The organism is Kitasatospora fiedleri (assembly GCF_948472415.1).
Lineage (GTDB): Bacteria > Actinomycetota > Actinomycetes > Streptomycetales > Streptomycetaceae > Kitasatospora > Kitasatospora fiedleri.
The window spans coordinates 3,764,229-3,777,990 of record NZ_OX419519.1; the positions used below are offsets into that span (position 1 = coordinate 3,764,229).

Consider the following 13,762-nt stretch of genomic DNA (forward strand, 5'->3'; position numbering starts at 1 on the left):
TCAGGCGGCGGGCGGGAGCAGGCGGGTGAGCAGGCGGCGGCCTTCGGGCCAGTCGCCGAGGTGGGAGGCGGCGTTGATGTGGCCGAGGTCGCCGGCTTCGACGAGGTCGGCGCCGAGGGCGGTGGCGGTGGCCCGGGCGTGGGCGGGGGTGGCGTAGGGGTCGTCGCCGCTGGCCACCAGGAGGGTGCGGAAGGGGAGCGGGGCCGGGCGCGGGTGGTGGTAGCCGGTGGCTTCGGCAGGGAAGGCGGGGCCGTGCGGGTCGGGGGCGGCGACCAGCAGCGCGCCGGTGACGTCCGGGTCGGCGTGGTCGGCCGCCCATTCGATCAGGGTGGTGCAGCCGAGGCTGTGGGCGACGATCAGCTTGGGGCCGGGGGTGCCGCGCAGGGTGGCGTCCAGGTCGGCGACCCAGGCGTCGCGTTCGGGGTGGTCCCAGGAGTCGTGCTCGACCCAGACGGTGCGGCGGTCGGCGGCGTGCCAGTGGTGCTGCCAGTGCCCGGGGCCGGAGTTGCCGATGCCCGCGAGGTGCACAAAGGTGACGGATTCCATGGAGACCTCGTGCTCGGCGCCGCGGACCGGCGGTCCGGCGGCGCGGGAAGGACCGGGAGTCGGCGCTGACCCCGCGGGAGGAGGGGTGGATCGTGTGTCCGCACCTTAACGGCAGGTTGCGCGGCGTGGCGGTCTCGTGCGGGCGCCGACCGGAGGGCAGTATGAAGCGCTTCTTGACGCGGTGTCGGAAAAACCCGGAAACTCGCGCGTTGCTCCCGCCCCGGAGACCCACCCTGTGGTAAACGGCCCGGTGGGAGGCGGTGGAACGACCGCGGGGGGCCGGTCGGACCGGGTACTGACGATCGATCAGGGTGCTGACCTGGGGTTCCAACTACCCTTGTCCACCCCGGAGCAGACGGGCCTTCACGCCTGGCCGGACGACCGTTCACCTGTTCGCCCGATGATACGATCATCCCGCTTGGGGGAGCGGCGGGTTCACCCTGCGATGACGGGGATTCAGCAGTCGGCCGCCAGTCGCCTGAAGAGAGTCTTATGACGAAATACACAGCGGACCCGTTGCTCTGGGTTCTCTTCCTCGTCCTGGCCGCCGCGGTCCTCATCGTGGTCCGCCAGCGCAAGGCAGCAGCGGCACTCCGACAGGAGATCAACGGGCTCCGGGAGCACTACACCGACCTGGAGCACCACTATACGCAGTCGGTCGCCTCCGCTCAGGAGCAAGCGGACGAGGCAACCAAAACGGTATTGAAGTCCGCCATGCGGACGCTCCAGGGCCTCGCGGCGGAGCAGCAGTTGATCCTCTCCCGGCTGCAGGACAAGTACGGCGAGTCCGTCATGCTGCAGGACCTGCTGGAGGTCGACCACACCAACTCCCAGTTCGGCCGCCGCGCCCAGTCCATCGCCGTCCTGTGCGGCGGCTGGCTCGGCCGCCACCGCGACGTCGCCTCGGTGTACGACGTGGTGCGCTCCGCCCAGGGCCGCATCCGCCACTACCGCCGGGTGGAGATCCTCTCCCAGGTGGACTTCGGCATCTCCAGCCGCGCGGTGGAGCCGGTCGCCCTGGCGCTGGCCGAGCTGCTCGACAACGCGACCTCGTACTCCAGCCCCGACACCGTCGTCGAGATCAACATCCGCACCGTGCCCAAGGGCGTGGTGATCGTGGTGGACGACGCCGGCGTCGGCATGAACGACGAGGAACGGGCCCGCGCCGAACGGCTGCTGACCACCGAGCGGGTCACCGGCGTCAGCGGCCTCGGCAACCCGCCGCAGTTCGGCCTCGCCGTGATCGGCGTGCTCTCCGAGCGCTTCGGCTTCGAGGTCTCGGTGGACTCCACCTCCCCCTACGGCGGTGTCCGCTCCGTGCTGCTGCTGCCGCACGAGCTGCTCACCAACATGCCGGAGCGGCGCGCCCAGCCGCCCGCCCCGACCGTCCAGGCGGCCGTCCAGAGCCAGGCACCCGCCCCGGCCCCGGCGCCCGTCCCCGTGGCGCGACCGGCAGCGCAGCCGGCCGCGCTGCCCGCCGCGGTCCCTCCCGCGGCGACCGAATCCTTCGGCTCCACCGAGGACGGCCTGCCGATCCGCCGCCGCAAGCGGCCGATGGCGATCGTCCCGACGAACGAATCCGCCCCCTACGGCGCGCCCGCAGCGCCCGCCGCCCCCTCGTCCCGTTCCGGGGCGCAGACCGCGGCGATGCTGGGGGCTTTCCAGCGCGGCACCAGGTCCGGTCGCGCCACCCAGCGGGACGACGCGAACCAGACGACCAGCACCCGCGGTGCAAGCAGTGAAGGGCATGAGTTCTCGTGAACGACGATCTGTCTTGGATGCTCGACAGCGCGCTGGAGATCCCCGGGGCCCTGCACGCGGTCCTGATCTCCGCCGACGGCCTGCTGATGGCCCGCACCAGGGACATCGACAAGGACAACGCCGACCGGGTGGCCGCCGCGATGAGCGGCGTCCAGTCGCTCAGCCGCTCGCTCGGCTTCTTCTGCGACAACCCGACGCAGCGCTGGCAGCAGACCCTGGTCGAGTTCGACGGCGGCTGGGTGTTCCTGATCTCCGCCGGTGACGGCGCCTACCTCGGCGTCTCCGCGCTGCCGGACGTCGACATGCAGGACATCACCTTCCGGATGCAGCAACTCGTGGGCCAGCTCGGCAAGTTCCTCGCCGCGCCGCCCCGCGAGGACATCGGGGTCCGCAGGTGAGGGGCGGCGGCGAGGACTTCGAGTTCGAGCCTGCGGATTTAGTCCGCGCCTACATCATCACCAAGGGGCGGGAGCTGCCCGACGAGCAGCAGCTGTCCCTGATCACCCTGGTCACCGCCACCCCGGAGGAAGGCCGCCGCCCCAACCGGCTCACCCCGGAGGAGGAGCGGCTGCTGGACATCTGCTCGGCCGGCTACCTCTCGGTCGCCGAGGTGGCGGGCCACACCCGGCTGCCGCTGGGCGTGGTCCGCATCGTCCTGGCCTCGCTCACCGAGAGCGGCCACCTGATGACCCGTCCGCCGGTCCCGAGGGCCCGGAACGCCGACAAGGACCTTCTGGAGGAGGTGCTCAATGGGCTTCACCGCAAGTTCGGATGACCGGGGCGTGCTGACCACCGACGACTACGTCGCCGGAGGTGCCACCCAGACCGCCGTGAAGATCCTCGTCGTCGGACACTTCGCCGTCGGCAAGACCACCTTCATCGGTTCGATCTCCGAGATCGAACCGCTCTCCACCGAAGAGACCATGACCCAGGCCGCCGAGGCCGTCGACGACCTCAAGGGCGTCAAGGGCAAGACCACCACCACGGTCGCCCTGGACTTCGGCCGCCTCACCCTCAGCGAACGCGTGGTGCTCTACCTGTTCGGCACCCCCGGGCAGACCCGCTTCGTCCAGATGTGGGAGGACATGGCCCGCGGCGCCCTCGGCGCGCTGATCCTGGTCGACCCCGAACGGCTCGCCGACTCCTTCCCCGTGATCGACCTGATCGAGCAGTACGGGCTGGACTACGCCATCGCCGTCAACCACTTCGACGGCAACCCTGAGCGCGCCGAGAAGGCGCTGCGGGAGGCCCTCGACCTGCTCGACGAAACCCCGGTCGTCACCTGCGACGCGCGCAACGAGAAGTCGTCGGCCGCCGCACTCACCACTCTCGTCCGCTATTTGCTGGACCGCGCCAGCTAGGAGCAATACGCAGCCATGGACGCTCACTCTTCCGCCCCGGTACCCCCGCCCGGGTGCCCGGCCCACGGCGGCCGAGTGCCGCTGTACGGAGCCGAGTTCGCCGCCAACCCGCAGTCGTACTACGACTACCTGCGGCACTACGGCCCGACCGCCCCGGTCGAGCTGGCCCCCGGGGTGAACGCCACCCTGGTCACCGAGTACTCGGCCGCCCTGCAGCTGCTGCAGGACTCCGCGACCTTCCGCAAGGACGGGCGGCGGTGGCGCGAGCTCAACGAGGGTGTCGTCCCGATGGACAGCCCGGTGGTCCCGATCCTCATGCACCGGCCCAACGCCATGTTCGCCGACGGCGCCGAGCACCTGCGGCTGCGCCAGGCCATCACCGACACCATGGCCCGGATCGACTCCCGCCGGCTGTCCCGGGTCACCCAGCAGGTCTCCGACTTCCTGATCGCCCAGTTCGGCTACCGGGGCTCGGTCGACCTGGTCGGCGGCTACGCCCGGCAGCTGCCGCTGTTCGTCTTCAACGAACTGTTCGGCTGCCCCGCCGACATCGGCGACCGGGTGCTGTTCGGCATCACCGGCATGTTCGACGGCATCAACGCGGAGCAGGCCGCCGAGGTGCTGTACGGCGCGGTCGGCGAACTCGTCGCGCTCAAGCGCAGCCGTCCCGGCGAGGACGTCGCCTCCTGGCTGATGCAGCACCAGGCGCGGCTCACCGACCAGGAGGCCGTGCACCAGCTCGCCCTGCTGCTGGCCGGCACCGACCCGGAGGGCAACTTCATCGGCTCCACCCTGCACCGGCTGCTCACCCACGACGCGTACGCCCACCAGGGCGGCCTGATCGACGAGGCGATCGACGACACGCTGTGGGAGAACCCGCCGTTCGCGAACCTCGCCCCGCACTACCCGGCGATGGACACCGAGTTCGCCGGCGAGCAGTTCAAGGCCGGCGACCTGATGCTGGTCTCGTTCGCCGCCGCCAACCGCAGCCCGATCCTGGCCGGCGAGCGCCAGGTCGGCAGCCGGGCGCACCTGGCCTGGAGCGCCGGCCCGCACGCCTGCCCCTCCAAGGACTCGGCGCGGCAGATCGCGATGACCGCGATCGAGAACCTGTTCAACAAGCTGCCGGACATCGAACTCGCCGTCCCCGAGGCCAGCCTGAGCTGGCGTCCGGGCCCGTTCAACCGCGGCCTGGTCGCGCTCCCCACCCGGTTCAGCCCGGTCGAGCCGGCCCGTCCGGTGCCCGCCGCCGCGCCGGCCCGGCCGGTGGCGGCCAAGACCCCGGAGAAGACCGGACGGTGGAGCCAGTTCCTCAACTGGCTGTCCAAGTGATCTTCACGACAGTACTCATGTCACTTGCGTCGCATGAATATTGATCGGCTCGGGTATTCAGCAGCGCAATTGCCTCCGCCATATGCGGTTGCCCGCTGACCGAGAACAGGAGGGTGTCGTGGAGAGAGCCTCCAAGGACGCCTGGGCTTCGTACACCGCCCCCTCGCACCCGCCGATACCCGGCGGCCGGGGGGGCGTCGGGCGTCTTCCGTGCCCCCCGGCCGGCGTGACCGGCCTGAACGAACTGCTGCCCCCGCCCAAAGCCGCCACCCGCACCATCGGCTCCCACGCCGCCAGACAGCTGCTCGCCCTGTGCGAACTCGCCGGACTGGACCGCCGGGAGTCCGCCGCCTACACCCGGGCCGTCAACGCCGCCCTCGGGCCGGTCGCCGACCGCTCCCTCGACCTCCCCCCGGCACGCCGTCGTTCCTCTCCGACGACCACACCCCGGTCGAGTTCTCGCTCTCCTTCTCCGCCGACCGCGCCCCCACCCTGCGGGTCCTCTTCGAACCCGCCAGCGGCTTCGGCACCCCCGCCGAGAGCAGCCGCCTCGCCCTGCGCGCCCTGCACGGCCTCGCCGGACACTGGGGCATCTCCACCGAACAGCTCGACACCGTCACCGACCTGTTCCTCCCGGACGAGCCGCAGGGGGCGTTCTCCCTGTGGATCGCCCTGGAGCTGCTCCCCGGCGGCACCCCCCGGATGAAGGCCTACCTCAACCCGGCCGCCAACGGCGCCGCCCACGCCGAACGCACCGTCCGCGCGGCCCTGCGCCGACTCGGCCACCACCACGCCGACAGCGACCTGCCCGAAGGCGACCAGCTGCTCTTCCTCGCCCTCGACCTCGGCGACTGGCCCGAACCCCGGCTCAAGATCTACACCACCCACCACGGACTCACCCCCGCCGCCACCGGCACCCTCGGCCGGATGCCCGGCGGCCCCGGCCCCGCCGAACTCGAGTCCTTCCTGCGCACCGCCGCCGGCATCACCCCCGACACCAACCCCCGGCTCACCCTGCGCCCCGTCCAGACCTGCCACGGCTACACCGACACCACCGGCGTGCCCAGCGCGTTCACCGCGTACGTACCCGTCCGCGACTACGCCCGGCACGACGGCGAGGTGCTCGACCGCGCGGTCGTCCTGCTCGACCGCTACGGCATCGACCCGACCGGACTCCGCAACGCCCTCGGCGCGCTCACCCCCCGCCCGCTGGAGGACGGCGTCGGCCTGATCTCCTACCTCGCCCTGGCCCACCAGCACGGCCGGGCGCCCCGGATCACCGCGTACCTCTCCTCCGAGGCGTACCGGGTCCGACCACCGAACGTGCGCTGACGCGGCCGGCCCGAACCGGCTCCCGGCGGCCGTCCCCTCCCCTGTGACTGCCGCACCGCACCGCGTCCGCGGCCGCTCCGGCGCTCACGCCCACGTTCACGTCCGTACCCGCATCCCCGGCGCCGCTCCTTGCTCTTCCCGTGCTCCTCTTGCTCTTCCCGCTCTTCGTTCCCGCTCTTCGTCCCTGCTCCTGCCACCGCCCGGCGGGGCCGCAGGCGGAACCGCCCGTGGGACCGCACGCCCACGAGCGACTCCGCACCCTCACTGCGGCCTACGCCTCGCGCAGGCCCCGGACTGCCTACGCCTCGCGCAGTTCACGGAGGTACGAGCCGACGTCCACCTGGATCGAGGACCCCGTCGACATGCCGTACCGGCGCTCGATCCCGGCCAGGTGCCCGTCGATCTCCTTCCGCATCACGTCCGCCGCGGGCAGCACCGCCTCCCCCGTCAGCAGCCGCGCCACCCACTGCGCCTGCGCCTCCACCAGCCGGGTGATCGACCCCACCGGGCGGATCAGGCCCAGGAACAGCAGCCCCGGCAGCTCCGGCGCCACCACCCGGCGGTACAGCCGGACCGGACCGGTCGCACCGGCCGGGTGCCCGTCCGGCAGGAACGGGAACCGCCAGTCGAAGCCGGTGCAGAACACGATCGCGTCCGCCTCCGTCCAACTCCCGTCCGTGAAACGGACGGTGGAGCCCTCCAGCGAGGCGATGCCGGGCTTCGGCAGCACCGCGCCGTGCCGAATCCGGCTCAGGATCTCGTCCGAGATGGTCACCGCCGAGGAGAAGATCCGGTGGTCCGGCTCGGGCAGGCCGTAGTCCGACATCCGGCCGCGCGCCACCTCCAGCGCCTGCTCCACGAACTCCCGCTGCTCCTCCAGCGACTTGGCGGTGAACCAGGGTGCCTCGGCGATCAGGTCCACCGATATGCCGTGCAGCTGCTTGGGTATGACGTGCAGGCCGCGGCGGGCCGAGAGCACCGTCCGGGCCGCGTGCCGGGACAGGTCGGCCGCGATGTCCACCCCGGACGCGCCCATGCCCACCACGACCACCCGCTGGCCGGTGAAGTCCCGGCCGTCCATGAAGTCCATCGAGTGCAGCATCGCCCCGGTGAAGGACTCCGCGCCCGGCGGCAGCGGGTTCGGCATCGTCGGCACGTTGTGGTGCCCCGAGGCCACCACCACCTGGTCGAACGTCCGCCGGGTCTCCACCCCCGCGGCACCGCGGCTGACCACCGTCCACACCCCGTACGCGTCCTGACGCACCGACAGCACCTCGGTGCGGAACTCGATGTGCGGCAGCAGCCCCGCCCACTCGGCGAACTCCCGCAGGTACGCCGCCACGTCGCTGTGCCGCGGGTACAGCGGCATCTCGTCGGACATCGGGAAGGCCGCGAACCCGGTCAACTGCTTGGCACTGTTCAGGTGCAGCGCCTGGTACGCCGGACCCGGCTCGCCTGCCGACGGCCGACGCCAGATCCCGCCCACCCCCGGGGAGCGCTCCAGGCAGACGAAGTCCAGCCCGCGCTCGCGCAACGCGTACGCCGCCGCCAACCCCGACAGCCCCGCGCCGATCACACAGACACCCACTGCGACCTCCATGAATCGCTCAGCCGATAACTCGCCGCTCCCCAAACAATCTTGACCCTCCAGCATAAGCAGGGCACACAATGCCCCCAGGGCCGCCACCGGCCCACCACGCGCGCGGCGGGGGACGACGCGGGCTCCGGGGGTGCGGCCCCACCGGGAGGGCACCGCCGGGAGGGCACCGCCGGGACGGCACCGCCGGGTGCGCCTTGCCCGGAGCGGCGGGGCCCCTCCACACTGATCGTCCGGGGACGAGGGGGCGGGCGGCATGGCGGAGCACGGGTCGGCCGACCGGTCCGCCTTCGGTCCGCTGCTGCACGCGCTGCGCACCCGGGCCGGGCTCAGCCAGCAGACCGCCGCCGCCCGCGCCGGACTCAGCACCCGGGCCCTGCGCGACCTCGAACACGGCCGGGTCCGGCAGCCCCGCGAACGCACCCTGCACCGACTCGCCGACGCCCTCGGCCTGACCGCCGCGCAGACCGCCGAACTGCGGTCCGCCGCCACCGACCTGGGCACGAGCACCGGTGCCGGAACCGGCGCAGGAACCGGCACCAGCGCCGGCACCGGCTCCCGCTCCGACTCCGCCGGGAGCGGCCGGACGACGCTGCTGCTGCTCGGCCCGCTCGCCCTACGTCACGGCGGCGCCGACGTCCCGATCGGCAGCCCCGCCCTGCGCCGCCTGCTCGGACTGCTCGCCCTCACCCACCCCGGCGCCGCCACCCGGCAGGAGATCACCGACACCCTGTGGCCGTCCGGACCGCCCGACTCGCAGCAGAGCCTGCTCCACACCCACATCGGCCGACTGCGCCGCCTCCTCGCCCCGAACGCCCCCGACAGCTCCGACAGCCCCGGCAGCTCCGACGACCCCGACCGCCCGGACCGCCCGGACCGCCCCGGCATCGTCCGCACCCCCACCGGCTACCGGCTCGACCTCCCCCGCCACCGCACCGACCTCGGGCGGTTCGACGACCTGCTGGCCCGCACCACCTCCCTGCGGAACGCCCCCGACCCGGACACCGCGCACCGGGACCTCACCCGCGCCCTGCGGTGGTGGCGCGGCCCCGTCCTCGCCGACGCCGACCCGGCCCTGCGCCGCCACCCCGCCGCGGTCGCCGCCAACGAGCGGCGAATCCGCGCCGCCCTGCTGCACGCCGACACCGCCCTGCTGCTGCACCGCGCCGACCAGGCCGTCCACCCGCTCCGGGAGCTGGCCCACCTCGAACCGCTCCACGAGGGCCTGCACGCCCGGCTGATCCTCACCCTCGCCGCGAGCGGCCGCCAGGCCGCCGCCCTCGACACCTACACCCGCCTGCGCACCCGCCTCGACGAGGAGCTCGGCGTCACCCCCGGCCCCGAACTCCACGACGCCCACCTGCGCGTCCTGCGCGGCCAGTTGCCCGCCCGGGCGGCCGCTCCCCCACCGGCCCGGCCCCCGTCCGGCCCGGCGCCCCTCCCCCCGCCGCCCGCCCAACTCCCTTCCGTCCCGGGCCGGTTCGTCGGCCGCCGCCGGTACCTGCGCGAGCTCGACGCCCTGCTCCCGGCCGTCACCGCCACCCCGGCCGGGCCCACCGCCCCGTACCCGCTCGTCACCGTGGTCGGCCCGCCCGGCATCGGCAAGACCGTCCTCGCCACCCACTGGGCGCACGAGCACCGCGACCGCTTCCCGGACGGCCAGCTCTTCGCCGACCTGCACGGCCACTCCACCCGGCCCGCCGCACGCCCCGCCGACCTCCTCGCCCGCTTCCTGCGCGCCCTCGGCACCCCGCCCGACCGGCTGCCCGCCGACCCGGACGAGGCCGCCGCGCTCTACCGCACCCTGCTCGCCGACCGCCGCCTGCTGATCGTCCTCGACGACGCCCGGGACGCCGCACAGGTCCGCCCCCTGCTCCCCGGCACCCGCGGCTGCGCCGTCCTGGTCACCAGCCGCAACCGCCTCACCGGCCTGCTGGTCGGCAACGACGCCCACCGCCTCACCCTCGACGCCCTCGACCCGGCGGAGGGCACCCGGCTGCTCGGCACCGTCCTCGGCGCCCCCCGGATCGCCGCCGAACCGGCCGCCGCCCGCCGCCTCGTCCACGCCTGCGGCGGCCTCCCCCTCGCCCTCCGCCTCGCCGCCGCCCACCTGGCCGCCGCCCCCGACAGCCCCCTCGCCGACCACGCCCCCGCCCAGCCCGACGCCGACCTGCTCGCCCGCCTCGACCTCGCGGACGACCCGCACACCGGCCTGCGCGCCGCCTTCGACCGCTCCTACCGCGCCCTCCCCGCCCCCGCCCGCCACCTCTTCCGCCTCCTCGGCCGGGCCCCCGCCCCCGGCCTCACCACCCAGGCCGCCACCGCCCTCGCCGCCACCACACCCGCCGAGACCGCCGCCCTGCTGGCCCGCCTCACCGACGCCCACCTCGTCCGGGAACAACCCCCCGGCCACTACCGGCTGCCCGGCCTGCTCCACCCGTACGCCGCCGGGCTGCCGGCCGAACGAGGGTCCGACGTCGATCAGTCGGCTGACGCCCACCCGCTGCCCGACCCTCCGAGCCCGGCCGACCCCGATCAGCCGACCGGTCCCGCCCGACCGGCCGACCGCGCCCGGCTGTCCGCCGCCGCCGTCCGGGCCTGCGAAGCCGGACAGCTCACCGCCGCACGGCAGTTGACGGAACGCCTGCTCCCACCCGTCGCGCCGCCCCTCCCCTCGTCCCCGTCCGCCGGGCCGCACCCCGACGACATCACCGTGCTGGGCCTGATCTGCTGGAAGCTCGGCCGCCTGTCCGAGGCCGCCGAGCACTTCGCGCACGCCGCCCGGCTGCTCGGCCCGGCCGCCACCGGCCTCGACGGGCCGGCCGACCGGGAGGCCGTCGCCCGGACCAACCTGGCCGTGGTCCAGCGGGCGCTCGGGCGCCCCGGCGAAGCGATCCGGGTGATCGGCGAGACCCTGCCGGTGCACCGGCGGCACCGCAACCGGTTCAGTGAGGCCGTCGCGCTGACCTGCCTGTCCTCCGCCCACACCGACCTCGGCGACCACGCCACCGGGCAGTTGCTCGCCCACACCGCGCTCGCCACCGCCCGCACCGTGCGCAACCGGGCCCTGGAGGCCAACGCCCACCTCGCCCTCGCCGCCGCGCACGCCCGCGCCCACCGTCCCGCCGAGGCGGCCGCCGGCCACCGCGAGGCCCTGCGCCTGGCCGAGGCCGCGGGCGACCGCCACCCGCAGGCCGCCGCCCTGGCCGGCCTCGCCGCCGCCCTGCTCGCCACCGACCCGCGCGCCGCGCTGCGCACCGCCGAGCACGCCCTCGTCCTCGCCCGGGAAGCCGAGTTCCGGGTGCCCGAGGGCGACGCCCTCACCGTCCTGGCCCGCGTCCGGGTCCGCCTCGGCGACCCGCGGGCCGCCCTCGCCCTCGGCGCCGACGCGCTCGCCCTGCACCGCGCGAGCGGCCACCGCCCCGGCGAGGTCCGGGCCCACCTCACCCTCGCCCTGGCCGCCACCGCGCTCAGCACCGGCACCGGCACCGCCGACGCCGACGCCAGCGCCGCCGACGCGGTCCGGCACCGCCGGGAGGCGCTGCGGATCGTCCGGGCGGCGGGCGGCACTTCCCTCCGCTGAACCGGAAGTTCCGCGAAACTTCCGCCCCGCGCACATCACCGCAGCTGAGCGCCCCGCCCTGCCCGTCCCGCCCTCTGGTCCCGCTCCGGCCGCCCGGACAGCCCGGCTCCTTACGGTGAAAACCCCACCGCACCGGACCGAATCCCGAGGTGACACCTTGAGCCGCTACGACCGACTCGCGTACACCCCCGCCGTACGCCGCCTCCAACAGGAGATGGGCAGCGCCGCCGCGGCCGACCGCCGCCTGCGCGCGCCGGGCGACGGACCCGAGCCGTTCACCGACACCGAGACCTCCTTCGTCCGCGGCATGGACGGCTTCCTGTTCGCGACGGTCAACGAGAACGGCTGGCCGTACCTCCATTTCCGCGGCGGCCCGCCCGGCTTCGTCCACGTCCTGGACCCGCACACCCTCGGCTACCTGGACGTCCGCGGCAACCGGCAGTACCTGACCACCGGCAACCTGCGCGGCGGCGACGGCCGGGTCGCCCTGTTCTTCCTCGACCACGCCCGGCAGGCCCGCCTCAAGGTGTTCGGCCGCGCCACCGCCGTCCCCGCCGACCACGATCCCGCCCTCGCCGCACGCCTCAGCACCCCGCGCACCGACGGCCGGATCGAACAGCTCGTCACCATCCGGGTCGAGGCGCACGCCTGGAACTGCCCCCAGCACATCACCCCGCGCTTCACCGAACACGAACTCGCCGACGCCCTGGCCCCGGTCCGCGACCGCCTCACCCGCATGGAACGGCTGGAACAGGAGAACGCCCTGCTGCGCGCCGAACTCGCCCGCCACACCGCCGCCCCCGCCACCCCTTCCTGACCCGCCACCCCCTCCTGACCCTCCCTCCCTCCTTCCTTTCCCCTCCCTCCCTCCCTCCCTCCTTCCCCCTCCCTCCTCCCTCCTCCCTCCCTCCGATCGAAGGACCGACCCCGCCGTGCCCGCCGTACCTGCCGGCCTGACCGACCGCCCCGCGGCCGTGGCCTCCGCCGAACCCGCCATCTGGTCCCGCAACTTCCGCCGCTACTTCACCGCCCGCAGCGCGGGCCTGCTCAGTTGGGCGATGCTCCCGGTCGCCGTCTCCGCCGGTCTGCTCTCCGCCGGCCACGGCCTGGACACGGCGGGCTACGCGATGGCCTTCCTGGTCGCCCCGTTCGCCGGCCTGGTGCTGTTCGGCGGCGTCCTCGCCGACCGGTTCACCGCCCGCCGGATGATGATCCTCGCCGACCTGGCCAACCTGGCCGCGCACGTCCTGCTCGCCCTGCTCTTCTGGCACGGCATCGACCACCTCTGGCAGCTGTACGCCCTGCTCGCGGTGGCCGGTACCGCGAACGCCCTGTTCCAGCCCGGCGCCTCCTCGACCGTCCCGCTGGTCTCCCGCGACGTCCAGGGCGCCAACGGCGTCCTGCGCACCTCCGAGGCCGCGACCGGCCTGGGCGGCCCCGCGCTGGCCGGCGTGCTGGTCGGCTTCGGCTCCACGGGGTGGGTGATGGCGGTCTCCGCCCTCGCGTACGCCACCAGCGCCGCCTGCCTGTTCGCACTCCGCCTGGGACCCGTCCCCGCCCCGCCCGCCGACCGCTCGCTCTGGCGCAACCTGGCCGTCGGCTGGCACGAGTTCCGCTCCCGCAGCTGGCTCTGGGGCGTCGTCCTGATCTGGATGTGCTACGCCGTCCTGGCCTGGGGCCCCCAACTCTCCCTCGCCGCAGGCATCGTGGTCCCCGCCCACGGCCCCACCGCGTTCGGCCTGATCAACTGCGCCCTCGGCGCGGGCACCGTGGCCGGCGGCCTGCTCGCCATCCGCTACAAGCCCCGCCGCCCCCTGGCCGCCGGCGCGGTCGCCATGTTCGCCTACCCCCTCTACCCCCTCGCCATCCTGCTGCACGCCCCGGTCTGGCTGCTCGCCGCCGCCCAGGTCCTGGTCGGCACCGGCATCGGCGTCTGGGGCGTCATGTGGTCCACCGCCGTCCAGACCCAGGTCCCCGGCGAGGTCCTCAACCGCGTCCACGCCTACGAAGTCGCCGGCTCCGTCGGCCTCTACCCCCTCGGCTCCGCCCTGGTCGGCCCCGCCACCCACGCCTTCGGCACCTCCCACGTCCTCGCCGCCGGCACCCTCGTCGCCGCCCTCACCCCCCTCGCCCTGCTCCTCACCCGCCCCATCCGCACCCTCCCCCGCGTCCCGGACCGCCCGGCCTGACACTTCCACACCACTCTTCCTCAGAGGAGTTGAGCTCCCGTCCGGCAACCCTTTCACCAGG

At 74.2% G+C, this 13,762-nt stretch carries 11 protein-coding genes; 9 read left to right on the plus strand and 2 right to left on the minus strand.

Annotated features, from left to right (window positions below):
• Complete coding sequence (locus tag QMQ26_RS17440) at positions 1-546, minus strand: RBBP9/YdeN family alpha/beta hydrolase (RefSeq protein WP_282206294.1); 546 nt, start codon at positions 544-546, stop codon at positions 1-3.
• Between the two features lie 492 nt (positions 547-1,038).
• Between QMQ26_RS17440 and QMQ26_RS17445 the strand changes: the two genes are divergently transcribed.
• The 6 genes from QMQ26_RS17445 to QMQ26_RS17470 all read left to right on the plus strand — a co-directional run bounded on the left by QMQ26_RS17445 (position 1,039) and on the right by QMQ26_RS17470 (position 6,332).
• Positions 1,039-2,307 carry a sensor histidine kinase gene (locus QMQ26_RS17445; RefSeq protein WP_282206295.1) on the plus strand — a complete coding sequence of 423 codons (1,269 nt, stop codon included), beginning with the start codon at positions 1,039-1,041 and terminating at the stop codon, positions 2,305-2,307.
• A complete protein-coding gene (locus tag QMQ26_RS17450) occupies positions 2,304-2,705 on the plus strand; it encodes a roadblock/LC7 domain-containing protein (protein WP_033250356.1) in 402 nt (133 codons plus the stop codon). The genes QMQ26_RS17445 and QMQ26_RS17450 overlap by 4 nt, the downstream gene beginning before the upstream one ends.
• Entirely contained in the window at positions 2,702-3,082 is a 381-nt protein-coding gene (locus tag QMQ26_RS17455; protein WP_100837323.1) for a DUF742 domain-containing protein, read from the plus strand. The genes QMQ26_RS17450 and QMQ26_RS17455 overlap by 4 nt, the downstream gene beginning before the upstream one ends.
• On the plus strand, positions 3,057-3,668 hold the full coding sequence (locus QMQ26_RS17460; protein WP_100837322.1) for a GTP-binding protein: 612 nt from the start codon (positions 3,057-3,059) through the stop codon (positions 3,666-3,668). Before QMQ26_RS17455 ends, QMQ26_RS17460 begins: the two co-directional genes overlap by 26 nt.
• Before the next feature lie 15 nt (positions 3,669-3,683).
• A complete protein-coding gene (locus QMQ26_RS17465; protein ID WP_282206296.1) occupies positions 3,684-5,000 on the plus strand; it encodes a cytochrome P450 in 1,317 nt (438 codons plus the stop codon).
• A 312-nt stretch (positions 5,001-5,312) separates the two neighbouring features.
• Complete coding sequence (locus QMQ26_RS17470; protein WP_282206297.1) at positions 5,313-6,332, plus strand: tryptophan dimethylallyltransferase family protein; 1,020 nt, start codon at positions 5,313-5,315, stop codon at positions 6,330-6,332.
• Positions 6,333-6,630: 298 nt separating this feature from the next.
• Here QMQ26_RS17470 and QMQ26_RS17475 read toward each other — a convergent pair whose 3' ends face one another.
• A complete protein-coding gene (locus tag QMQ26_RS17475; RefSeq protein WP_100837319.1) occupies positions 6,631-7,920 on the minus strand; it encodes a flavin-containing monooxygenase in 1,290 nt (429 codons plus the stop codon).
• Between the two features lie 265 nt (positions 7,921-8,185).
• On the opposite strand from QMQ26_RS17475, the gene QMQ26_RS17480 reads away from it, so the two are divergent.
• The 3 genes from QMQ26_RS17480 to QMQ26_RS17490 all read left to right on the plus strand — a co-directional run bounded on the left by QMQ26_RS17480 (position 8,186) and on the right by QMQ26_RS17490 (position 13,701).
• Positions 8,186-11,512, plus strand: coding sequence for a BTAD domain-containing putative transcriptional regulator (locus tag QMQ26_RS17480; protein ID WP_282206298.1), 3,327 nt, complete (start codon positions 8,186-8,188; stop codon positions 11,510-11,512).
• Positions 11,513-11,669: 157 nt separating this feature from the next.
• Positions 11,670-12,329 (plus strand): pyridoxamine 5'-phosphate oxidase family protein, encoded by a 660-nt coding sequence (locus QMQ26_RS17485; protein ID WP_282206299.1) that lies wholly within the window; start codon positions 11,670-11,672, stop codon positions 12,327-12,329.
• A 115-nt stretch (positions 12,330-12,444) separates the two neighbouring features.
• Complete coding sequence (locus tag QMQ26_RS17490; RefSeq protein ID WP_282206300.1) at positions 12,445-13,701, plus strand: MFS transporter; 1,257 nt, start codon at positions 12,445-12,447, stop codon at positions 13,699-13,701.
• Positions 13,702-13,762 lie beyond the last annotated feature (61 nt).